Annotated in this window: 16 protein-coding genes and 6 pseudogenes; 8 read left to right on the top strand and 14 right to left on the bottom strand. The window is 67.6% G+C overall.

Annotated features, from left to right (window positions below):
* Positions 1-53 precede the first annotated feature (53 nt).
* Positions 54-828: pseudogene (locus tag G4Q83_RS18750) on the bottom strand (IS5 family transposase).
* A gap of 220 nt (positions 829-1048) precedes the next feature.
* On the opposite strand from G4Q83_RS18750, the pseudogene G4Q83_RS18745 reads away from it, so the two are divergent.
* Positions 1049-1609 (top strand): annotated as a pseudogene (locus G4Q83_RS18745) (sugar O-acetyltransferase).
* Between the two features lie 79 nt (positions 1610-1688).
* Complete coding sequence (locus G4Q83_RS18740) at positions 1689-2135, top strand: universal stress protein (RefSeq protein WP_128421844.1); 447 nt, start codon at positions 1689-1691, stop codon at positions 2133-2135.
* A gap of 268 nt (positions 2136-2403) precedes the next feature.
* Here the strand turns inward: G4Q83_RS18740 and G4Q83_RS18735 are convergent, their stop codons facing one another.
* Positions 2404-2691, bottom strand: a complete 288-nt coding sequence (locus G4Q83_RS18735) for a DUF2782 domain-containing protein (RefSeq protein ID WP_128421843.1) — start codon at positions 2689-2691, stop codon at positions 2404-2406.
* 92 nt (positions 2692-2783) lie between these two features.
* Between G4Q83_RS18735 and polA the strand changes: the two genes are divergently transcribed.
* The gene (polA, locus tag G4Q83_RS18730; protein WP_128421842.1) at positions 2784-5561 is read left to right on the top strand and encodes a DNA polymerase I; all 2778 of its coding nucleotides are present in this window, start codon (positions 2784-2786) and stop codon (positions 5559-5561) included.
* 204 nt (positions 5562-5765) lie between these two features.
* Here polA and G4Q83_RS23725 read toward each other — a convergent pair.
* A pseudogene (locus tag G4Q83_RS23725) lies at positions 5766-5975 on the bottom strand (IS5/IS1182 family transposase); the annotation flags it as partial.
* Positions 5976-6699: 724 nt separating this feature from the next.
* Between G4Q83_RS23725 and G4Q83_RS18720 the strand changes: the two are divergent.
* Together G4Q83_RS18720 and G4Q83_RS18715 are read left to right on the top strand one after the other, a co-directional pair.
* Complete coding sequence (locus G4Q83_RS18720) at positions 6700-7143, top strand: helix-turn-helix domain-containing protein (RefSeq protein WP_158255065.1); 444 nt, start codon at positions 6700-6702, stop codon at positions 7141-7143.
* Positions 7144-8032: 889 nt separating this feature from the next.
* Positions 8033-8512: a DUF421 domain-containing protein gene (locus G4Q83_RS18715; protein WP_128421372.1), complete on the top strand. Its 480-nt coding sequence runs from the start codon at positions 8033-8035 to the stop codon at positions 8510-8512.
* A 267-nt stretch (positions 8513-8779) separates the two neighbouring features.
* On the opposite strand, the gene hemF is transcribed toward G4Q83_RS18715, so the two are convergent.
* The 5 genes from hemF to G4Q83_RS18690 all read right to left on the bottom strand — a co-directional run bounded on the left by hemF (position 8780) and on the right by G4Q83_RS18690 (position 15480).
* Positions 8780-9679, bottom strand: a complete 900-nt coding sequence (gene hemF, locus G4Q83_RS18710) for an oxygen-dependent coproporphyrinogen oxidase (protein WP_128421371.1) — start codon at positions 9677-9679, stop codon at positions 8780-8782.
* Between the two features lie 45 nt (positions 9680-9724).
* The gene (locus G4Q83_RS18705) at positions 9725-10636 is read right to left on the bottom strand and encodes a pyridoxal phosphate-dependent aminotransferase (RefSeq protein WP_128421370.1); all 912 of its coding nucleotides are present in this window, start codon (positions 10634-10636) and stop codon (positions 9725-9727) included.
* A 40-nt stretch (positions 10637-10676) separates the two neighbouring features.
* Positions 10677-11738: an LLM class flavin-dependent oxidoreductase gene (locus G4Q83_RS18700; protein WP_128421369.1), complete on the bottom strand. Its 1062-nt coding sequence runs from the start codon at positions 11736-11738 to the stop codon at positions 10677-10679.
* Positions 11739-12224: 486 nt separating this feature from the next.
* A complete protein-coding gene (locus tag G4Q83_RS18695; protein WP_246432168.1) occupies positions 12225-12926 on the bottom strand; it encodes a hypothetical protein in 702 nt (233 codons plus the stop codon).
* Positions 12927-13101: 175 nt separating this feature from the next.
* On the bottom strand, positions 13102-15480 hold the full coding sequence (locus G4Q83_RS18690) for a S9 family peptidase (protein ID WP_128421368.1): 2379 nt from the start codon (positions 15478-15480) through the stop codon (positions 13102-13104).
* Positions 15481-15699: 219 nt separating this feature from the next.
* Between G4Q83_RS18690 and G4Q83_RS18685 the strand changes: the two genes are divergently transcribed.
* From G4Q83_RS18685 to G4Q83_RS18675, 3 genes are all read left to right on the top strand, one after another.
* Positions 15700-17100 carry a cytochrome ubiquinol oxidase subunit I gene (locus G4Q83_RS18685; RefSeq protein WP_128421367.1) on the top strand — a complete coding sequence of 467 codons (1401 nt, stop codon included), beginning with the start codon at positions 15700-15702 and terminating at the stop codon, positions 17098-17100.
* Positions 17100-18116 carry a cytochrome d ubiquinol oxidase subunit II gene (gene cydB, locus G4Q83_RS18680; protein WP_128421366.1) on the top strand — a complete coding sequence of 339 codons (1017 nt, stop codon included), beginning with the start codon at positions 17100-17102 and terminating at the stop codon, positions 18114-18116. The genes G4Q83_RS18685 and cydB overlap by 1 nt, the downstream gene beginning before the upstream one ends.
* 98 nt (positions 18117-18214) lie before the next feature.
* Entirely contained in the window at positions 18215-19576 is a 1362-nt protein-coding gene (locus G4Q83_RS18675) for an AMP-binding protein (protein ID WP_128421365.1), read from the top strand.
* 83 nt (positions 19577-19659) lie between these two features.
* On the opposite strand, the pseudogene G4Q83_RS18670 reads toward G4Q83_RS18675, so the two are convergent.
* The 6 genes and pseudogenes from G4Q83_RS18670 to G4Q83_RS18645 all read right to left on the bottom strand — a co-directional run.
* Positions 19660-20180, bottom strand: a pseudogene (locus G4Q83_RS18670) (IS5 family transposase); the annotation flags it as partial.
* 66 nt (positions 20181-20246) lie between these two features.
* Positions 20247-21045: pseudogene (locus G4Q83_RS18665) on the bottom strand (IS5 family transposase).
* Positions 21046-21087: 42 nt separating this feature from the next.
* Positions 21088-21486, bottom strand: a complete 399-nt coding sequence (locus G4Q83_RS18660) for an Imm10 family immunity protein (RefSeq protein ID WP_128421697.1) — start codon at positions 21484-21486, stop codon at positions 21088-21090.
* 13 nt (positions 21487-21499) lie between these two features.
* Positions 21500-21799: a hypothetical protein gene (locus tag G4Q83_RS24830; RefSeq protein ID WP_185817261.1), complete on the bottom strand. Its 300-nt coding sequence runs from the start codon at positions 21797-21799 to the stop codon at positions 21500-21502.
* A gap of 158 nt (positions 21800-21957) precedes the next feature.
* Positions 21958-22161, bottom strand: a pseudogene (locus G4Q83_RS18650) (TSCPD domain-containing protein); the annotation flags it as partial.
* A 90-nt stretch (positions 22162-22251) separates the two neighbouring features.
* Positions 22252-22926 carry a hypothetical protein gene (locus G4Q83_RS18645; RefSeq protein WP_128421695.1) on the bottom strand — a complete coding sequence of 225 codons (675 nt, stop codon included), beginning with the start codon at positions 22924-22926 and terminating at the stop codon, positions 22252-22254.
* Between the last annotated feature and the right edge of the window lie 146 nt (positions 22927-23072).

Here is a 23072-nt window from a genome sequence, read left to right as displayed (position 1 = left end):
ACCGCTCCTACAGGGGCGCGCCGCGAACGGACCGGTGCACTGTAAGAACCTGTTCACGATCTTTTGAGTAGTAGTAGTGTCAGGCATGCCAGGTGGATGAACTGCAAGCTGGTGTTGAGCTTGCGCTCGCAGTTCTTCCATAGCCTTCGGTTCTTTTCCAGCCACGCAAAGCTGCGTTCGACGCTCCAGCGCTTGGGCATGACCTTGAAGGTGTGCAGTTCGCTGCGTTTGGCGATCTGCACCGTGACTTGCTTGCCCAGGATCTCTCGTACGCCTTCGGCGAACGGTTCTGCGGTATAGCCGCTATCGCACAACAGGCTTTGCACGTGTCCCAGGTTCGGCTTGCAACGATCCAGGGATTGGAGCGCGCCTTTGCGGTCGGTCACTTCCGCCGTCGTCACCGCGACCGCATGCGGCAGGCCTTGGGTATCGACGGCGATGCGACGCTTGATCCCCGAGACCTTCTTGCCCGCGTCATAACCCTTCTGGCCGGCCGTGTCCGTGTTCTTCACGCTCTGTGCGTCCACGATCAAGAACGTGCTGCAAGCGTTGCGCCCCTGTCTCTGGCGGGCCGCGCCAACCTGATTTTTTGAGCGCCCGCTCCAGCAGGCTCACTCCTTCATCGTCTGGTTCGCTCCACTTGGCAAAGTAGCAGTGCACGGTGCGCCACTTCGGGAAGTCGCTGGGCAGCGCTCGCCACTGACAGCCGGTGCGCAGCAGGTACAGCACCGCGCACCACACGTCCTACAGATCCACGATCCGTGGCTTGGTACGCTTGCGCGCCTGCTCCAGAATGGGGCGGATCTGCTCGAACCGCTCCCGGCTCATGGCACTCGGATACGTCTTTGTTCGCGTCCGCAGAGTTTGCACTACCCGGGAAAGATCGTGAACAGGTTCTTATGGAGAGCGTCGACTCATCCGCGTGCACGACGGCGTGAACGGCGGCACATGCGGGTCGTTGTCCGTATTGCCCACGCCGTAAAGCATTCAGATGGATGCCGTGGTCGATGCGATGATCGCCACCTTCGATACCGTTTGCGAGGGCGCGATGCGCAGCGAGAAGGGCAAGATGCTTGCCGGCGTATCGCCCCGGCGACGCGCAACTGCAGGCCGATCAGCCCGCTGCCAAGGCATGGATGGTGCGTTACAACGCGGCACTGGCCGAATCACCGGCGCGGAGGCACGCGTTACCGGGCGAGCGGTTGGGCATGGCCGGCCGCGGGGCGGTGGTGCGGCCGCCGTTCCATTGCGACTACGGCTACAACATCCACCTGGGCGAGGAGGTGTTGCTCAACATCAGTTGCGAGATCCTGGACGTGGCGCCGGTGCGGATCGGCGTCGGCATGCAGATCGGGCCGGTGGTGCAGCTGTATGCGGCCGATCGTCCGCGCGACGCGGCGCAGCGCGCGGCCGGGCTCCAATTCGGCCGGCCGCTGACGATCGGCCGCAATGCGTGGATCGGCAGCGGGGCGGTCGTGCTGCCCCGGGGTCGCCCGGCGACGATGCGGTGATCGGCGCCGGCAGCGTGGCCGCCCGCGACGTGGCCGCCGGCACGCGCGTGGCCGGCAATCCGGCGCGGCCGCTAGCGGCGCAATCCTCCGGGATTTGATCCCGGTCAAGGCACGACGTCCACGCCGGGTATGCAATGGTGCCCGTGCCGCCGCGGGCGGCGTTACCGGAGTAAGCCGATGTATCAGCGCATCCTGATTGCGACCGATGGTTCCGAGCTGTCTGACAAGGGCGTGCAGCAAGGCTTGGCGCTGGCCGCCAGGCTTGGCGCGGAAGTGGACATCGTCACGGTGTCCGAGCCCTGGGCAATGGGCATGTACGACGCGATGGGCTGGAGCGTGGGCTACGAGGCCACGCCCGAGTACCGGCAGGACCGCGAAGAGGCGGCGCAGAAGGTGCTGGCGCCGGCGCTCGCGGCGGCGGCGGCGGCCGGCGTGGTCGCGCATGGCTGCCATGTGCTGGATCGCTACGCGGCCGAGGGCATCAACGACATCGCGACCTCGCGCCGCAGCGATCTGATCGTGATGACCTCGCACGGGCGCCGCGGCATGAGCCGGGTGTTGCTCGGCAGCCAGACGGCCGAGGTGCTGGCGCGCAGCCAGGTGCCGGTGCTGGTGATCCGCTGAGACGGGGTTTCCCAGGGGAGCGGTGTGTCGGGACTGCGCACGCGGCGGCGGCAGGCGCGACGGCACGGACTGGACCTGCCCGGGAGCGGCTCCGGGCAGGTCCGGTGAACCGCGGCGCATGGCCGGCGTCGCGGCGTGCACGCGTAGGCACGGCGGCGGCCGGCGACATCGGAAAGTTCCTGGCTTCGCCGGCCGCGGCGGATGCCGTGTCAGCGAGGGGGCGCTGGCGCAGACCGCGATCGCCGATCCCAGGACCGCGATCGCCGCCTCACCAGCCGTACAGCTTCCAGTACACCGGCGACACGTTGTCCTTGTTGCCGTCTAGGTGGCCGTCGCCATTCTGGTCGTACAGGTAATAGGCCGGGGCGTTGGCCGGGGTCACCTTGACCATGCGCAACTGGCCGGACACCCGGTACTCGTCCACGGTGTCGCCGTTGTCCATCTTGCGCTGGATCACGTCCGCGCCGCGCATGTCCATCGGCGCGCCGTCCGGGCCGAGGCCGGTCGAGGCGCAACCGGCCAGCAGCAACAGCGGAACCAGCATCAGGGCTTTCATCGCAACGTTCTCCTCGGTCAACATCGTCGCCACGGATTATGCGCCGCACGCCCGCGTTCGGCGCGCGAAGGACGGCAGCGTAGAATCGGCCAATGAGCCGATTAGTCCTGATCGACGGGTCCAGTTACCTGTACCGCGCGTTCCACGCGCTCCCTCCGCTGACCAACGCCGCCGGCGAGTCCACCGGCGCGCTGTTCGGCGTGGTCAACATGCTGCGCGCCACCCTGAAGGAGCGCCCGGAGTACGTCGCCTTCGTGGTCGACGCGCCGGGCAAGACCTTCCGCGACGACCTGTACGCGCAGTACAAGGCCAACCGCCCGCCGATGCCTGACGAACTGCGCGCGCAGGTCGAGCCGATGTGCCGGATCGTGCACGCGCTGGGCATCGCCATTCTGCGCGAGGGCGGCGTGGAGGCCGACGACGTGATCGGCACGCTGGCCCTGCAGGGCGCCGGCGACGGCCTGGAGGTGACCATCTCCACCGGCGACAAGGACTTCGCCCAGCTGGTGCGCCCCGGCGTGCAGCTGGTCAACACCATGAGCGGCAGCCGCATGGATTCGGACGCGGCGGTGATGGAGAAGTTCGGCGTGTGGCCGAACCAGATCGTGGACCTGCTGGCGCTGATGGGCGACGCCATCGACAACGTGCCGGGCGTGGACAAGTGCGGCCCCAAGACCGCGGCCAAGTGGCTGGCCGAGTACGGCTCGCTGGACGCAGTGATGGCCAACGCCGATGCGATCAAGGGCAAGATCGGCGAGCACCTGCGCGCGGCGCTGGCGCGGCTGCCGCTGAACCGCGAACTGGTCACGATCAAGACCGACGTGGCCTTGCCCGGCGGTCCGCGCACGCTGGGCCTGCGCGAGCAGGACCTGGAGCAACTGCGCGGCCTGTACCAGCGCTACGGCTTCACCCAGGCGCTGCGCGACCTGGACGGCGGCGTGGCGGCCCCGACCGGCGCCGTCCTGGCCGTCGAGGCCTTACCCAGCCTGCGCGGCACCGCCGCCGGCTATGCCCGCGCTGCCGCGCCTGCCGACGAAACGCTGGACCCGGCGCTGGCCGCCAAGGGCGAGTACGCCGCGGTCACGACCCCGGAACAGTTCGAGGACCTGCTCGCGCGCCTGCGCGCGGCCGACGGCTTCGCCTTCGACACCGAGACCGATGCGCTGGACGCGATGCGCGCCAACCTGGTCGGGCTCAGCTTCGCGATCGAGCCCGGCCGTGCCGACTACCTGCCGCTGGGCCACGATTACCCGGGTGCACCGGTGCAACTGGACCGGGCGCCGGTGCTGGCCGCACTGAAGCCGCTGCTCGAGGACCCGGCCACGTCCAAGGTCGGCCAGCACGGCAAGTACGACCTGCACGTGCTGCGCCGCCACGGCGTGGACGTGCGCGGCTACGCCGACGACACCATGCTGGAGAGCTTCGTGCTCAACTCCACCGCCGGCCGCCACGACATGGACTCGCTGGCGCGGCGCTACCTGGGCTATGAGACGGTCAAGTACGAGGACGTGGCCGGCAAGGGCGCCAAGCAGATCGCGTTCTCGCAGGTGGCCATCGACGACGCCACCGGCTATGCCGCCGAGGACGCCGACATCACCCTGCGTCTGCACCGCGCGCTGTCCGCGCGGCTGGACGCCGCGCCGGCGCTGGCCCGGGTCTACCGCGAGATCGAGATGCCGTTGGTGCCGGTGCTGGCGCGGATCGAGGCCAACGGCGTCAGCGTGGACATGGCCGAACTGCGCAGGCAGAGCCAGGACCTGAGCCAGCGCATGCTGGCCGCCCAGCAGAAGGCCACCGCGCTGGCCGGGCGTACCTTCAACCTGGATTCGCCCAAGCAGCTGCAGGCGGTGCTGTTCGACGAACTGAAGCTGCCGGCGCTGCTGAAGACCCCCAAGGGCCAGCCCAGCACCAACGAAGAGGCGCTGGAGGCGATCGCCGAGCAGCACGAACTGCCGCGGGTGATCCTGGAGTACCGCGGTCTGGCCAAGCTGCGCAGCACCTATACCGACAAGCTGCCGGAGATGATCAACCCCGACACCGGCCGCGTGCACACCAGCTACCACCAGGCCGGCGCCGCCACCGGGCGGCTGTCCTCGGCCGACCCGAACCTGCAGAACATCCCGATCCGTACCGACGATGGCCGCCGCATCCGCCGCGCCTTCGTCGCCCCGCCCGGGCGCAAGCTGATCGCCTGCGACTACTCGCAGATCGAACTGCGGATCATGGCCCACCTGTCCGAGGACCCGGGCCTGCTGCGCGCCTTCGGCGCCGGCATGGACGTGCACCGCGCCACCGCCGCCGAGGTGTTCGGGCGCCGGCTCGAGGAGGTCACCGGCAACGAACGCCGCGCCGCCAAGGCAATCAACTTCGGCCTGATGTACGGCATGAGCGCGTTCGGGCTGGCCCGCAACCTCGGCATCGGCCGCGGCGAGGCGCAGGACTACGTGGCGCTGTACTTCAGCCGCTACCCCGGGGTGCGCGACTTCATGGAGCGCATGCGCGAGCAGGCGCGCACCCAGGGCTACGTGGAGACCCTGTTCGGCCGCCGCCTGTACTTGAACGACATCAACGCCAGGCAGCAGGGCCTGCGCGCCGGCGCCGAGCGCGCCGCGATCAACGCGCCGATGCAGGGCACCGCCGCGGACATCATCAAGCGCGCCATGGCAAGCGTGGACGCCTGGCTGGAGCAGCACCGCGAACGCGCGCTGATGATCTTGCAGGTGCACGACGAACTGGTGTTCGAGGCCGACGTCGATTTCGTCGACACGCTGCTGCCCGAGGTGACGCGGCGGATGGCCGGCGCCGCGGAACTGAAGGTGCCGCTGGTGGTGGACAGCGGCGCCGGCGACAACTGGGACGAGGCGCACTAGTCCACTGCGTCATTGACTTGGCACCCCATCTGTGTCGGCAGTATGAGCCATGGGCAAGATGCATCTAAGGCAACGCTGATCAATCGCCTGCATCGGCCAGACGGCCTGACGAGATGGCTCAACCGATCCTGGGGAGGCCATTTCTGGCAGTCTCCGCCCCCGTTTTGGCGCTCCGGGCTGGCTTGGCAGCCCCACCGGGCGCCGCTATGCCGCCCACCGGGCGGGCGCCAGGGACAGGTTCGCCGGCCCAAGGGGCACAACGCTGCGGTTGGCATGCTCGTCCAGCCCGCGATAGCGCACCTTGGCAAAGCCCCACAGCCGCTTGACCACGGCAAGCACATGCTCGACCCGGGCGCAGATCCTGGACTGGTTGCGGTTCCGGCTGCGGTCGCCCTCCTCCACGTCTCCCCCCTTCAGATACAGCCCGATCACGTCGGCTGCCTGGGTCTCCAACGCCGGATCGTTGGAGACCATGCGCCGCTCCAACCGCTGCGGCTTGACGCCGTGCTTACGCCAGATGCGCTGCACGGCCCAGACCGACGCATTGCCCAGTTCTGCCGCGAGCGTGTAGCTGCTCCAGTGTGTCGAGCCGTCGGCTGGTTCGTGCTTGAGGGTGCGGTTCGGGACACGCGCTTCCAACTCGGCAGGCGGCTGCACAGGAGCGCGCCCGGGGTGGCCAGCGTACAGGCGGGCCAGTCGCTCGCTGAGAAAGCGTCCCGACCAATGCGCGATGAAACGCCAGTCGCAACCCAATGCGCTCAGGATCCCCTCGCGCGATTCACCGTCCCCGAGCAGCAAGATCAATTTTGCGCGTCGCACGTCCGCCGCGCGAACCGTACGGCGGCGTGCCGCTGAAAGCAGTTGCTCGCGTTCGGTATCGGTTAGAGGCATCTTGCCCATGGCGCATCTGTCAACACAGATGGGTGCCAAGTCAATGACGCAGTGGACTAGTGTTGTTCTGTCCCTCGAGAAACTTATCATCAATCTGCTGGTCTTGGAGATAGCCTCATGGCGACAGGAAATCTCATGGCCCGCCCCGGCATCCGCATAGCGCCTTCCGAAGAGGAACGCGCCCAACTGCAATCGATGCGCCGCTCGCGCTCGCTGCCGCATTCCCTGGTACGGCGCGCGCATCAGCTTGCTGGCCGCCGAGGGAGCGACCAACGCGCAGATCGCGCAACAGTGCGGCATCAGCCTGCCCATGATCATGCACTGGAAGAAACGCTTCGCCGAGCATAAGCTGGCAGGCTTGCATGATCAGGCCAAATCTGGACGGCCTCGCACGCATGGCGATGAAGCCGTGGCGGCTTTGCTCAACCAGGTGCTGAGCAGTCTGCCCGAGACGGCCACGCATTGGAGCGTGCGTGCCGCCTCACGCGTCAGCGGTATTTCCAAGAGCCAGGTGGCGCGCTACTTCAACCTCTTTGGCCTGCAGCCGTATTGCAGCAAGCGTTTCAAGCTCTCCAACGATCCGTACTTCGTGGCCCTCTCGCGATCGGTGTGGAACGGAGCTGATCATGCCGCCGTCGGGCGCAGCCATGGATTGCGGGGCGGATGCCTGAGTTTGGCGCATACCAGATAGCCGATCGTGACCAGGTTGTCGTCAGTGGCGTCGCCTTTCGCCCGCGCCTTGGCGGCCCGAACCCGGCCGCGCCCACGGCGGTTGGACCTGGCCGGTCTTGCCGCACGGCGTCCACGCCACCGGCGGCAGCCGGGCATGGAGGAAGGCCCGGAACGGGAAGAAGTGCAGGGGCTGCCAACGCCGCTCGATCCGGTCGTGGATCGGCGGGTCCGCGGCCCCGCGGCCCCGCAGACCGGACACGCCAAGCGCTGCGTCGGGCACTGGACCGTCAAGTGAATCGCGCCCTCAGGCTGGCGGAAATCGACCGTGGCGACTGTCCACGGCGGGCTCATGCCCAGTGCTTGTGTGAAGAGTTGTTCGATCCGGACGCACTGCCGGGCGCACGCAGCTCAAGCAAGAGCCATCCGCATGGATCGCGATTGATCCCTTTTGCCACCGCGCCTGCGGATCGGAGCGCATCGAGACCGGCGCAGCGATGCGCCACTTGCCGGCAGCAATTGGTTTCGGGATCCAGTGCGCATCACAGGCGTCGCGCTTTAGCGTTATTGCAAAGCGTCCTGAAAGCAGATGCGTTCGGCATTACTGCGCCGCAGCGGATTTTCGAATGAATCTGTCCTTAATTCGACAAATTTTTAACTGGAATCTTCACGAACTGGCAAGGTGCACAATGTTTTCATAGCCTTCGACAGGCGCAATACCTGTCGCAGATCTCCTCCCATCCCCTGGAGCAGATCTCGGAACGGAGACTCCTCCCCAAGTCTCCGTTCCCTGGCCCCGCCGATCTCCCCCTGGTCCGCGGGGCTTTTTATTGTCTGCAAATCCCCAGCGCTATCGCCGCCGGCGCGTGCCGACATCAGGCTGCGCTGCAATCAACCCTGCGAGGCGAGCGATGTCCGATCTTTTCCAACTGTCGATGCCGTGGTGGGAATTCATCTTGCGCGCGGTGTTGGTGTACGTGGCGGTGCTGACCATGGTGCGGGTGTCCGGCAAGCGCGCCATGGGCCAGCTGACCCCGTTCGACATGCTGCTGATCGTGCTGCTCGGCAATGCGGTGCAGAACGCCCTGCTGGGCAAAGACACCTCGCTGGGCGGCGGCTTGTTGCTGGCGGCAACGCTGATCGCGCTGAACTTCGGGGTCGGCCTGGTCGCCTCGCGCAGCAGACGCATCGAGCGGCTGATCGAAGGCGAGCCGGTGGTGCTGGCGCGCGACGGCCACGTGTTCGGCCAGGTGCTGCGCCGCGAACTGGTCAGCAACGCCGATTTCGAGGCGGCGATGCGCCAGCAGGGCTGCCCCGGCATCGACAACCTGCGCCTGGCGCTGCTGGAGACCAACGGCCACATCACTATCCTCACCAGCAAGGACGATTGAGCGGGCGACTTCCGGCGGCGCCGAGGCGCTGGCGCCCGCAGTCGCCGCAATCCCTATAGGGGCGACTTCAGTCGCGACGGGCCTTCCCGGGAATGCCCCGTCGCGGCTGATGGCCCGAGGCCGCCCAGAGCCACTTCTACACGAAGCGACAGCAACGGGGCCTAGGCGCGGCTCGGTCGGTCGCAGATCGCGTCGTCCAGGCGGCGCTCCGCGCCTTCTCGTCGTGCGCCACTACGCTCGATGGCAGTGGCGCGCCGCGCGGCCCGGTCATGCCAGCCAGTCGCGCGGGACCAGGTACTCGGCCAGGCGCGCCTCGGCGCTGCCGGGCTCGGGCTGAAAGCCGTATTCCCAGCGTACCCGCGGCGGCAGGCTCATCAGGATGCTCTCGCTGCGGCCGCCGCTCTGCAGGCCGAACAGGGTGCCGCGGTCGTAGACCAGGTTGAACTCGACGTAGCGGCCGCGCCGGTACAGTTGGAACTCGCGCTCGCGCTCGCCCCACGACATGCCGCGGCGGCGCTCGACGATCGGCACATAGGCGCTCAGGAAACCGTCGCCGACCGCGCGCTGATAGGCGAAGTCGCGCTCGAAGTCGGCGTGCAGGTCGTCGAAGAACAGCCCGCCCACGCCGCGGGTCTCGTTGCGGTGCTTGAGGAAGAAATACTCGTCGCACCAGCGCTTGTGCGCGGCATAGCGGTCCTCGCCGAACGGCGCGCACAGCGCCTGCGCGGTCTGGTGCCAGTGGCGCACGTCCTCGTCGAACGGATAGTACGGGGTCAGGTCGAAGCCGCCGCCGAACCACCAGGCGACGGTCTGGCCGTCGCGCTCGGCGCGGAAGAAGCGCACGTTGGCATGGGTGGTGGGCAGGTAGGGGCTGTGCGGGTGGAACACCAGCGATACGCCGGTGGCGCGCCACGACGCGCCGGCCAGCTCCGGGCGATTGACGCTGGCCGAGGGCGGCAGGCGCGTGCCGGACACGTCGGAGAAGCCGATCCCGGCCTGCTCGAACACCGCGCCATCGCGCAGGATGCGGGTGCGGCCGCCGCCGCCTTCGGCGCGCTGCCACAGGTCCTCGGCGAAGCGGGCGCGGCCGTCGGCGGCCTCGATGGCGGCGCAGATGCGATCCTGCAGGCCGGTGAGATAGGCGCGGACATGATCGAAATGAGGCATGCGTGCATTCTAGACCGTCATCGACGGGGCGTCTGCCGCCGCGCCTCAGGCCACCGCGCCGAGGCATGCGCACAGCGCCTCGACACAGCGCTCCATGTCCGCTGCGGTGGACATGCTCACGCGCAGGCAGCCCGTGCAGCCGAACAAGCCCAGGTCGCGGACCAGGATGCCGTGTTCGCGCAGCAGCGCACTGGCAACCGCGGCACTGTCGCCGATGGGCAGCAGCATCACGAAGTTGGCGGCCGAGGGCAGGAAGCCGATGTCTACCGCATACAGTTGGCGGCAGAACGCGTCGCGCACGTTGCGGTTGTTCTCGCGTACCCACTGCAGATGCGCCTGCGCCTGCAATGCGTGCGGCATTGCGCGCTGCGCGCACCGGTTCACGTTGAACGGCAGGGCCTGGCGCATCGCCCACATCCGCGCGATCAGTTGCGGATGGCCGGCGGCGTAGCCGATGCGCCGCGCCGCCATGCCCCATGCCTTGGAAAACGTGCGCAGCACCACCAGGCGCCGGCCCGCGCGCGCCAGCGCCAATGCCGAGGCGGCCGGGTCCTCCACGTAGTCCATATAGGCTTCGTCCACGATCAGGGTCGCGCCATGACGCTCGCTCTGGTCGAGGATGCGCTCGATCGAGGGCGGCGACAGCAGGCTGCCGGTGGGATTGTGCGGATTGCATACGAAGATCAGCTTGGCGCCGTCGCCGATCGGCACTGCGCGCGGCTGCGCGCCGACCACGCGCGTGGCGGTCAGGTAGCCGGGAAATGTGCATTCGGTGACGGCGACCGCATGCCCGGCACCGCCCAGCCCCAGCGTGGCCAGCAGCACCAGTTCGTCCGCGCCATTGCCTACGGCGACCATCGCGGGCGCGACGCCGAGGGCGGCGGCCAAGTGCGCGCGCAGCGGCTCGCAGCTGCTTTCGGGATAGCGTCCGGCATAGGCTTCCAGCTCCTGCCGCAACAGCGCGGTGATGCCGGGGGCGGGCCGTAGGGCGATTCGTTCAGATGCAGGGGCAGCAGGTTCTCGCCTGCGGCGAAGCCGCCGTTGTCGTCGACGAAGGGGCTGGTGGTGGACACCATGGCGGGAATCCTCGGAAGAGGTGCTTAGCTGTCAGGCAGCGACGGCGTTCAGTGCCGGTATCACCTGTTCTCCGAACAGGCGGTAGGAGGTGTGTATCGCGTCGCGGTCCTGGCGATGGCCGGTGAAGAAGCCGACGATGTTGCCGGCGCCGCTGACGTGCAGCTGGGCCGGGATATGGCGGCCGACGTCGTCGGGAGTGCCGGCGATGATGTCGTCGTCCAGGATCGACGGCATCTGCGCCTGCGCGGCCTGCGCGTGCGCCAGCGCACGCGCGCCGCTGTCGGCGACGAAAATGCAGCGGCGGATCGCCAGCTGCTCGCCCGGCCTGCGCCGCGGCCTGCCGGTAGGCATCGAACAGCCGCACGACCTGCGGTGTGGGCAGGAAGCCGGTGCAGGCCTTGTGGCCGCGGCGGGCCGCCGCCTCGGGGCTGCGCACCGTGGCCCAGATGGGGGGCGCCGGCCGTTGCAGCGGGCGAGGCGCGATGAGCAGATTGTCGAACGACCAGTACCGCCCGCGATGCGACAAGTGCGGGCTGTGCAGCGACTGCTCGATGATGTCGAGAGCTTCGTGGTACATCGGCAGGATATCGTCCTCGCCGATGCCGACCGCAACTGCCTCGCGCGGGTTGGAGCCGCGTGCCACGCCGATCTCCAGCCGGCCCTGGCTGAGTTGGTCGAGGACGCCGATTTCCTCGAGCAGGCGCCATGGGCGCCACATCGGCAATACCCAGCCCAGGAGGCCGATGTGCAGGCGACGGGTGCGCGCCGCGACGCTGGCCGCCAGCAGTCCCGTCGCAGGACAGGCGCGCACGCCGCTGAAGTGGTGTTCGCTGAAGAAGATGCCGTGGAAGCCTTGCGATTCGGCTTGCGTCCACATCTCGCTGCGCCAGGCGTATTCGTCACTGCAGACCGAGGCATCGAAATGCAGCGGGTTCTCGTCGGAAGAGATGTTCAGTTGTTCGAAAATCCACGACTTGATCATGCCTGCCTTTCCGAAAGAAAGGGGGACGGCCGGAGAAGACCGCACGCACGACCACTCCTTGCCGCGTGGCGAACCAAGAGTCTTCGAGGGACCGAGGCGCCAGCGGACGGGGGAGCGCGGGGCGTTCTCAATGAGCCATCACTTTGCACGCGGCGCGGCGCAGGCGGGGCGCGACAAGTCGCACTTGGCCTGCGCAGGCGGATTTGTCTCGTTATTATGTCGGCGCTGCATCCGCCGGCGTCCGGTACGCCGATGCGCGCGCCGTGGCGTATCGGCGCGGCGTTGCGGTCAGACGCGGCTGTCGTCGGAGCGGACGCGATGTCGCGCCGAAGTCGCGTGGGATCGGCGGGAGCAGCTTCCGCTTCATGCCGCGATCGAACGCAGCCGATCCCGCCTGCAAGGCACAAGTTCGTTGCAGCATCTTCGTTGCGGCATCACCGGCAGGCGCGCGCCCGATGCTGCCTGCAGCGGGGCGCCGGCGCGCGCTCAGTGGCGGAATTCGGCGCGGATCGCCGGCCGGCACAGCTGGTAGACGATCCAGCCGTGCAGTGCGGCGAAGATCAGGGCGGTCATCGTGGCGGTGGCCATGCTGACCATCCGCCCGGTCTGCAGCTGCGCGTGAAACTGCGCTCCTTCGGCGGTATGCCGCATCGCCTCGGGCAGCAACTGGTGCATGGCGCCGAAGAATTGCCACAGCACTGGCAGGCTGGCGAAGTTGGCGAGGCCGGTGACGACCAGGAAGAGCACGAAGCCCAGGCGCGCCCATTCCCGCCGCCGCCTCAGTCCCCAGGCAGCGGCGCTGAACAGCAGCGCCAGCAGTGCCGACAGCAGCGAAAGGGCAAGCACATGGTCCACGCACCATTGCAGAAGCGCCGGCAGTGCCGGTTGTGCCAAGCCGGTGCGCCGCAGTATCCGCTCGATCGCGCCAGCAGGCAGTAGCGCCACCAGCGCCAGCTGGCCCAGCGCGTACATCGACCAGACCACGCCCGCCAGCAGTGAGATCTTCGCCATCGAGTCGATCATCGAGTTGCGCGCGGCGGGCAGGGGCGGGGGCGGCATCGGCGATCCTTTGGTGGAATGGCGGCGCCGGGGCGCCGCGCAGAGTCCGGCAAGGATAGGGCGCGCTACCGCCGACGCAAGCCGTGTGCCCGACGTGCCAGATTCATGGCTTCGTCCGTCGGCCATCATCGGCAGCCGGGAACCCCATCGCTGCTTCGTCGTCGCTGCAGGGAGCAGGGTGGCTGGGTGCACTGCAGGAGAGGGTTTTCAGCCCCGACGGTGCCCGCCGCCAGCGAACCCATTGCCGTGTTGGCCGCTCCCTTAGCGCTCCTGCAGTGCGCGGGCACGCTTGCCGCAGGCAGGCCTATTTCAGCTGCCGCTCGAACAGCCTCAGCACCCGCTTGTATTCGTCCAGCCACGAGTCGGCGCGGGTGAAGCCGTGCCGTTCCAGCGGATATGGGGCGATCTCCCAGTTGTCCTTGTGCAGTTCGATCAGCTTCTGGCTCATGCTCACCGAATCGCGGAAGAACACGTTGTCGTCGATCATGCCGTGGGCGATCAGCAGGTGGTCGCGCAGACCGGCGGCATATTCGATCGGTGAGGAGGTGCGGTAGGCCTCCGGGTCCAGTTCCGGGGTGTTGAGGATGTTGGCGGTGTACTCGTGGTTGTACTGGGTCCAGTCGCCGACCGGACGCAGCGCGGCGCCGGCCTTGAACGTACCGGGGCTGCGGAACAGCGCCATGTAGGTCATGAAGCCGCCGTAGGAGCCGCCGTAGATGCCGGCGCGGTCGCGGTCGCCCTGCTTGTCGGCGACCAGCCAGTCCAGGCCGTCCAGGTAGTCCTCCAGTTCCGGATGGCCCATGTTGCGGTAGATCGCGGTGCGCCAGTCGCGGCCGTAGCCGGCGCTGGCGCGGTAGTCCAGGTCGAGCACGACGTAGCCCTGCTGCACCAGCAGGTTGTGGAACATCTGCTCGCGGAAGTACGGCGTGTAGCGCGCCGACACGTTCTGCAGGTAGCCGGCGCCGTGCACGAACATCACGATCGGGTAGCGCTTGCCGGGCTCGGGCCGCTGCGGGCCGTAGTACTTGCCCCAGACCACGCCGGCGCCGTGCTGGGACGGCACCTGCACGTACTGCGGCTGGATCCACGCACGCGCCTTGAATGCGGCGCTGCGCGTGTCGGTGAGGATGCGCGCGGCGCCGCCGGCCGCCGGCAGCACCGCCAGCTGCGGCGGCAGGTAGCTGCCCGAGTAGCGCACCAGCAGTTGCCCGCCGTCCGGCGACAGCGCGAAGTCCTCCACGCCGTCGAGCGCGGTCAGCTCGCTGACGCTGTCGTCGCGCAGGTCGAGCCTGCACACTTCGTAGTCGCCCGGCCATTTGCGGTTGCACAGGAACAGGAAGCCCTGGCCATCGGCGGTGACGACTGGCGCGGACACCTCCCATTCGCCGGAGGTACGCTGCCGCGGCTTGTCGCCGCCGCGCTGGGTGTACAGGTGGGAATAGCCGGACTGCTCGGACAGCAGCCACAGCGTCTGGTTGTCCGCCAGCCAGCCGAAATCGTTGAAGTTCCAGCCGATCCAAGCCGCATCGGTGAGGCGGTGGCGGTTCTGCAGGATGGCCTTGTCCAGGTCGACGCTGGCGATCCAGCGGTCCTTGTTGTCCACCGCGCGCAGCAGCACCGCGGCATTGCGGCCGTCGGCGCTCCAGTGGATCGCCGGGCCGTCGCCGTCGCCGTCGGTCTCCACGCGGATCGCGCGCGCTCCCTTCAGCGGTTCCTGCTTGGCCGCCTTGCGCAGCGCGGCCAGCGGGTCGCGGTCGATACCGGGCAGGGCCTCGACGCCGAGCTTGCGCGCGCTGCCGGCGACCATGTCGACCAGCCACAGCGTTTGCGCCAGCGGCGCGATGCGGCCGACGCGGGTGCGGGTTTCCTGGAATTCCTCATAGCCCGATTCGGTCACGTACTTGGGCATCTTGCCTGCTTGGCCCGCGTCGCCGCTCTTGGCGTGGGTCACCACCAGCAGGTGGCGGCCGTCAGGCGACAGCGCGCTGTCGTCGATGGCCGCGTCTTCGCCCAGGTACACCGGCGCCGGCGCACGGCTGCCGTCGGCGCGACGCCAGGCCCGTTCCTGTTGTCGCGCCAGGTCGCGTTGCGCGCGATCGCGGGCCAGGGTCTCCAGGGTGCGCAGCTGCTGTTCGCGCAGCGCGTCGGGCTTGGGCGCGGCGTCGGGGTCGCGCTCGGCCTTGAGCACCGCGGCTTGCAGCGTGCCGCCGGCGGCGCTCCAGCGGTACCAGTCGTTGCCGACCCGCCACAGTGCACCGCCGTCGGTGCTGAACTGCGGGCGCGAGGCGGCCTCGTTGCTGCGGGTCAGCTGGGTCAGCGCGCCGCTGCGCAGGTCGCGCAGGAACACGTCGCCGTTGCGCACCAACAGCATGCGCTGGCGGCGCGCGTCGTAGACCGGATTGGCCGCGTCCAGCGTGCTGCGCTGGGTGTCCTCGACGCGCTGCGCGGCCGCGCCATCGATGCCCTGGCGGTAGGTGTCGCGCACCGGGCTGCCGGCACGCTTGAGCCGGTATTGCACCTGGCCCCCGTCCCAGGCCCACCATGCATCCTCGACCGGCGGCCCGATCCAGTCCGGATCGGCCATCGCCTGCTCGATCGTCAACGGCGCCGCCTCCTGCGCGATCGCCGGCGGCGCCAGGCAGGACAGGGACAGCAACACAACGCACAGGGGGACGCGACGCATCTGGGTTCCGGACGAACGGGAAGCGGCGAGGGTAGCAGCCGCGGCGCCGCGGCGTCATGTGAAGAGCCGCGATTGGGGATTCGGGATTGGGGGGCGCGTGCTCCTGGCTCCTGCGAATCCCAATCCCCAATCCCCAATCCCCTGCGACAACACGTCACACGCAATTTCGCGCGGCGCGACTAACAATGGCGCTCAGTTACGGTTTCACGAGCGATGTCCATGGACGCAGTACTGCTTTCGCGGATCCAGTTCGGATTCGTCATCAGCTTCCACGTATTGTTCCCGGCTTTCACCATCGGCCTGTCGAGCTGGCTGGTGTTCCTGGAATGGCGCTGGCTGCGCACGCGCGACACCCTGTGGCGCGACCTGTACTTCTTCTGGCTGAAGATCTTCGCGGTGTCGTTCGGCATGGGCGTGGTCAGCGGCATCGTGATGAGCTTCCAGTTCGGCACCAACTGGTCGGTGCTCAGCGAGCGCGCCGGCAACATCCTCGGCCCGCTGCTCAGCTATGAGGTGCTGACCGCGTTCTTCCTGGAAGCCTCGCTCCTGGGGGTGATGCTGTTCGGCTGGCGCAAGGTGCCGGAGAAACTGCATTTTCTGTCCACCTGCCTGGTCGCGGTCGGCACGCTGATCTCCACGTTCTGGATCCTGTCGGCCAACAGCTGGCTGCACACGCCGGCCGGCTACGCCATCGTCGACGGCGTGTTCCAGCCGGCACAGTGGCGCGAGGTGATCTTCAATCCGTCGTTTCCGTACCGGCTCACGCACATGGTGCTGGCCGCGTTCATCACCACCTGCTTCGTGATCGGTGGGGTCAGCGGCTGGTACCTGCGCCGGGGCGTGCACGCGCAGGTGGCGGGGCGGATGCTGAAGCTGGCGGTGGCGTTCGCCGCGATCGCGGTGCCGCTGCAGATCGCCGCCGGCGACGCGCATGGCCTGAACACGCTCGAGCACCAGCCGATCAAGGTGGCGGCGATGGAGGCGCATTGGCACCGCCAGGCGCCAGGCGTCGGCGTGCCGCTGGTGCTGTTCGCCGTGCCCAACGAGCAGGCCGAACGCAACGACTACGAGGTCAGTATCCCGCGCGTGGGCAGCCTGATCCTGACCCATACCCTGGACGGCGAGATCGCGCCGCTGACCTCGGTGCGCGCCGACGAGCGGCCGCCGGTGAAGCCGGTGTTCTACGCGTTCCGGATCATGGTCGGGCTGGGCATGGCGATGCTGCTGCTGGCGTTCGTGTCGCTGTGGTTCTGGTGGCGCGGCACGCTGTTGCGGCGGCGCTGGCTGCACCTGGCCTGGAACGCGATGCTGCCGGCCGGCTTCGTGGCCTTGCTGGCGGGCTGGTTCGTCACCGAGATCGGGCGCCAGCCGTACGTGATCTACGGGCTGCTGCGCACCGGCGATGCGGTCAGCGCGATCGGCCCGGCGATGGTGTGGGTGTCGCTGGGCGTGTACGTGGCCGCGTACGCCTTCGTGTTCGGCTTCGGCGGCTGGTACATCCTGAAGATGCTGCGCAAGGGGCCGTTGCCGTACGAGCCGGATCCGCAGCTGTACGAGGGCGAGCACACGCCGGCGCGGCCACTGTCGGCCGCCGACGAACCGTTGGAGGGCACCCGCTGATGGACATGACGACTGTCTTGCCGGTGATCTGGTTCGGGGTGATCGGCTTCGGCGTGCTGATGTACGTGCTGCTGGACGGCTTCGTGCTCGGCCTGGGCATCCTCGCGCCGTTCGCCGACGACGACGGCCAGCTCGACCTGATGATGAACACCGCCGCGCCGATCTGGGACGGCAACGAGACCTGGCTGGTGCTCGGCGGCGCCGGCCTGCTGGCCGCGTTCCCCAGGGCCTATGCGCTGATCCTGTCGGCGCTGTACCTGCCGGTGTTGCTGATGCTGATCGCGCTGGTGTTCCGCGGCGTGGCGTTCGAGTTCCGCTTCAAGGCGCACCGTTCCAAGTACCTGTGGGGCTGGGCGTTCGCGCTGGGCTCGCTGTGCGCGGCGTTCTGGCAGGGCGTGATCCTCGGTGCGCTGGTCGAGGGCATGCCGCTGCAGGGCGGCAAGTACCTGGGCGGCGTGCTCGGCTGGTTCAGCCCGTTCTCGATGCTGACCGGCGCGGCAGTGGTGTCCGGCTATGCGCTGCTCGGCGGCAGCTGGCTGATCCTGAAGACCGAGGGACCGATGCAGCGCGTCGCGCGTTCGCTGACCCGGCCGCTGGTGCTGGTGGTGGTGGTGTTCATGGGCCTGGTCAGCGCATGGCTGCCGTTCCTGGACTCGCGGATCATGGCGCGCTGGTTCCACGACGGCAATTTCTGGTGGCTGTCGCCAGTGCCGCTGCTGGTGCTGGTCAATGCGTTCGCGCTGTGGCGCGCGGCGATGGCGCAGGGCCGCGATGCGCGCCCGTTCGTGCTGACCCTGTGCTTCTTCGTGCTCGGCTTCTTCGGCCTGGTGCTGGGCATCTGGCCGAACATCGTGCCGCCGGGGCTGAGCATCTGGGACGCGGCGTCGCCGCCGTCCTCGCAGGGCTTCGTGCTGGCCGGGCTGGTCGTGCTGCTGCCGGTGATCCTGGGCTACACGGCATGGTCGTACCGGGTATTCCGCGGCAAGATCACCGCCGACAGCGGCTACCACCACTGAGCTTGCGCCGCGGCCGGCTTGCCAGCCGCGGCGGCGGCGGCCAAGCTACGCGGCCCCGCGCTCCGCGCGGGCCAATCGCCCGCCGAGCCTCGCCACGCATGCCTGCCGTTTCTTCCGCTGTTTCCGCGTCCCTCCTGCATCCGCTCGCCGTGGGCCACGCGCACCGCGCGCTGGCCTATGCCGACGGCCGGCGCATCGATCTGGCCACCTTCCTCGGCCATGTGCGCGGCCTGGCAGCGGCGCTGCCGCCGGGCCGGCATGCGCTGAACCTGTGCGAGGACCGCTACCGCTTCATGGTCGCGTTCTGCGCGGTGGCGCTGCGCGGGCAGACGTCGCTGCTGCCGTCCTCGCGCGCGCCGGCGGTGGTCGCCGAGGCGCAACGCAGCCATGCCGACAGCTATTGCCTGGGCGATCTGGCGCTGGCCGACCCGCCGCCATGCTACTGGCGGCTGCCCGAGCCGTTGCCGGCCCTGGACGGCGCCATGCCGCGCCTGGCGGACGATGCGTTGGTCGCGATCGGTTTCACCTCCGGCAGCACCGGCGCGCCCAAGCCCAACCCCAAGACCTGGGGCAGCTTCCTGACCAGTACCCGCCAGGACCTGCTGGCGTTGGCCGGGCTGTGGGAGGCCGGGGTGGTGCCGCAGGTAGTGGCGACGGTGCCGCCGCAGCACATGTACGGCATGGAGCTGTCGGTGCTGCTGCCGCTGGTGACGCCGCTGGCGGTGCATGCCGGGCGGCCGTTCTTCCCCGAGGACGTGGCGCGCGCGCTGGCGCAGGTGCCGGCGCCGCGGCTGCTGGTGACCACGCCGGTGCACCTGCGCGCGCTGGTCGGATCCGGCGTCGCCTTGCCGCCGCTGGCCGGCATCGTCTCGGCCACCGCGCCGCTGGCGCAGGAACTGGCCGCGGCCGCCGAGGCGTGCTTCGGCGGCGAAGTGCGCGAGATGTTCGGCTCCACCGAGACCTGCGTGTTCGCCAGCCGCCGCACCGCGCGCCAGACGCAGTGGACGCCGCTGCCCGGCGTGCGCGTGCTGCCGCAGCCCGACGGCACACTGGTGCATGCACCGCACCTGGTGCAGCCGGTGCTGCTGGCCGACCTGATGGAGGTGGACGCCGACGGCCGCTTCCAGGTGCGTGGGCGCCAGGCCGACCTGCTGGAGATCGCCGGCAAGCGCGCCTCGCTGGCCGACCTGACCCGGCGCCTGCTGGCGTTGCCGGGCGTGGTGGACGGGGCGATGCTGCAGCTGGAGCCCGAGCCCGGCCACGCGTTCGGCCGCATCGCTGCGGTGGTGGTGGCGCCGAGCCTGGACGAAGCCGCGATCCTGGCCGCGCTGCGCCGCGAACTGGACCCGGTGTTCCTGCCGCGTCGCCTGCGCAAGCTCGACGCGTTGCCGCGCAACGAAACCGGCAAGCTGCCGCGCGATCGCTTGCTGGCGTTGTTGGCGGGCGAACGCGAGGGCTGAGTTGCGGCTTGATGCGCTGCTGCGCCCATGGCGCGGCGCCGATGCCTGCCGCGTCCGCGTCAGGGTGGGCCGTGCATGCCCCGACGGCCCGGCGCCAATGGATTTAGGTGTAAGGCATCGCCCCATTCCTCGAACACCACCGCGTCGTGCCGGTTGGCTCCGGTGACGCAAAACGCCAAGGGAACGCCCTTGCGATCGACGATCAGGTGCCGCTTGCTGCCGAGTTTGCCGCGATCGGTCGGGTTCGGCCCGGTGTCGGCGCCCCCCGGGGGGAGGCCACACTGGCCGCGTCCAGACTGGCTCGGCTCAGGTCCAGCTTGTCGGCTCGCCGCAATTTTGCCAGCAGGACCTGATGCAGGCGATGCCAGAGGCCGGCGGCCTGCCAGTCTCGCAACCGCCGCCAGCAGGTCATGCCGCTGCCGTAGCCCCGTGCCTGCGGCAGTTCCTCCCAGGCAATCCCGGTGCGAAGCACATGGACAATGCCGTTGAGGGCTTGTTGATCGCTGACGCGCGGCCGCCCTCCTTTGGGCGAGCGCTTCGCCGGCGGAAACAAGGATTCGATGCGCTTCCACAGCGCTGCGGGGATCTCCTTGCGACGAGCCATGCAAACAATCTTGCCACCACCGATACAGCTTTCAAGTGGGTTTTGTTAGACGTTCTAAGAACCTGTTCACGATCTTTTGAGTAGTAGTGTCAGGCATGCCAGGTGGATGAACTGCAAGCTGGTGTTGAGCTTGCGCTCGCAGTTCTTCCATAGCCTTCGGTTCTTTTCCAGCCACGCAAAGCTGCGTTCGACGATCCAGCGCTTGGGCATGACCTTGAAGATGTGCAGTTCGCTGCGTTTGGCGATCTGCACCGTGACTTGCTTGCCCAGGATCTCTCGTACGCCTTCGGCGAACGGTTCTGCGGTATAGCCGCTATCGCACAACAGGCTTTGCACGTGTCCCAGGTTCGGCTTGCAACGATCCAGGGATTGGAGCGCGCCTTTGCGGTCGGTCACTTCCGCCGTCGTCACCGCGACCGCATGCGGCAGGCCTTGGGTATCGACGGCGATGCGACGCTTGATCCCCGAGACCTTCTTGCCCGCGTCATAACCCTTCTGGCCGGCCGTGTCCGTGTTCTTCACGCTCTGTGCGTCCACGATCAAGAACGTGCTGCAAGCGTTGCGCCCCTGTCTCTGGCGGGCCGCGCCAACCTGATTTCTTGAGCGCCCGCTCCAGCAGGCTCACTCCTTCATCGTCTGGTTCGCTCCACTTGGCAAAGTAGCAGTGCACGGTGCGCCACTTCGGGAAGTCGCTGGGCAGCGCTGGCCACTGACAGCCGGTGCGCAGCAGGTACAGCACCGCGCACCACACGTCCTACAGATCCACGGTCCGTGGCTTGCTACGCTTGCGCGCCTGCTCCAGAATGGGGCGGATCTGCTCGAACCGCTCCCGGCTCATAGCACTCGGATACGTCTTTGTGCGCATCCGCAGAGTTTGCACTACCCGGGAAAGATCGTGAACAGGCTCTTAGACACTGGAGGATCTATTAGCAACAAATGGAATCTCTTCTGCAGCGCAAATTTGAATGAGCGCCTTCTCGAGTTGCTCATAGTTATCTTTTGTCGCCAGCAGGATTTCAATTCCTTCAGTGACACCTAGCTTTTTTTGCGCCTCAACAGAAAGCAGAAATTCAACAATATTCCCATTAAATGAGACCTTTTCTAATCCCCCATAACATGGTTCAAGCCCACCGCCAATCTCAATATGTGCATGATCCATGCCTAAGTTTCTATCCTGCTGGTCATATGTCTTCGCATTCTGCAGAATTAGATAGCGAGATGGGTCAACTTCACCATCAGCCAATCCAATCACAATGCAATAGCCGTCCTCTCTTACCGAGACATTTTTAGCACTAAATTTATACACAAGTTAATCCTTTTTATTGTCCGCCAGCAGTCCAGCGCCTCGTCTGGCCGCCTTCCCGCCACTGGTATCTTATCATTGCACCTGTCTCCTGAGCAGCTCTGTTCATATAGCCCTTGCATGAGGGACAAGGAGGACGCTCTCCAGTAATGGTCATTGTATCCCATCTTCTAAGAGGTGTATTATTCACGGCTCGTGCTTCGGTGTGGGATGCCAGTGTATTTTGCGGGAACCCCAAAGCTTTTTCTGCAGGCAGCATATTGCCACTTACGATTCTTTCGTGACTAATGATTTGGCCATCTGCCTCTCTTACCATCACGTTTGCATTGTGATGGCCTTGTACTACGCCTTTGGGCCCTAGCCTTTTGATGGCACTCTTTCCAGCAGCACCATAACCCCCGCCAGGCACAATGAAGCCAATACCGAATCCTGCAACTGCAGCTACCTTGGCTTGGGTGGTTTCGCAGGGATCGACTTGTAGGTGCTGCCGATCCGCACGTCGGGGCGTTCGATGCGCTCGTGCATGTGGATGATGTTGTCCACCGGCGCTTCGGCCTCGGCCTCGGCGGTGGCGCGGTCGATCGACGCGGCGGGCACGGGCGGCGCCGCGCCGTGCGCCTTGTCCTCGGCGGTGACGACGGCGTAGCCCACGATTTTCTTGTCGATCTTGACGGCCATGGTGCGTTGCTGGGGTGCGTGCCGTGTGGGCGCGCGTCCCCGCGCTGCCTCCCTCCCGCGCACGGGAGAGAGGGCGCAGTGTGGGACGGCTTACTTCTTGGCGCGGGTGCCCGCGGCCTGCTTGCCGGCGCTCTTGCGCACGGCGGTCTTCTTCGCCGCGGCGCTCTTGCTGGCGACCTTGGCGGTGCTCTTCTTGACGGCCTTGGCGACCTTCTTCACTGCCTTCTTGGCCGATGCCTTCTTGGCCCCGACGCTCTTCTTGAGCGCGGCCTTCTTGGTGGCGACCGTCGTCTTGGCCACGGCCTTCTTCACGGCGACCTTCCTGGCCGCTTTCTTCGGCGCGGCCTTCTTGACCGGAGCCTTCTTCACTGCGGTCTTCTTGCCGACAGCCTTCTTGATCGCCGTGGTCTTGGCGGCGGTCTTGGCGGCGGCCTTCTTGGCGGTCTTGCCCAGTGCGGCGGCTTCGGACTGGGCGCTGGCCTTGGCCGCTTCCAGCTTCTTGCGCGCGTTGGCGACGGTCTTCTTGACCGACTTGCCGGCCTTCTCGGCACGCTTGGCGACCGCCTTCTCGGCCTGTTCGACCACCTTGCGGGTCTTGGCGACCTGGTCCTGCACGCGCTTTTGCACGTTCTCGGCGGTCTGCTTGACGCTGGCGACGGCGTCGCTGGCGGTGGCGGCGACCGCCTCGCCCACGTTGCTGGCGGTTTCTTTCACGTTCTCGACGACCTGCGTCAGCGTCGCCGTCACACCATTACCGTTGCTCATAAAACCCTCCTCGGGGCGTCAGTGTTCATGTAACGCTGGCGATGCTATACCGATTGGAGCGAAGCGTGGAGCCGGAGGCGGCGGCACACGGCAGGCGGTGGGGAAGCGTTCGGGGAAGAGGGCGCGCCGCCTCCCCGGTCTCCCCG

The sequence above is a fragment of the Xanthomonas theicola genome, assembly GCF_014236795.1.
In the GTDB taxonomy this organism is placed as follows: Bacteria; Pseudomonadota; Gammaproteobacteria; order Xanthomonadales; family Xanthomonadaceae; genus Xanthomonas_A; species Xanthomonas_A theicola.
Note: the sequence above shows the minus strand (reverse complement) of the source record. Positions and strands in the feature narration are given on the sequence as shown.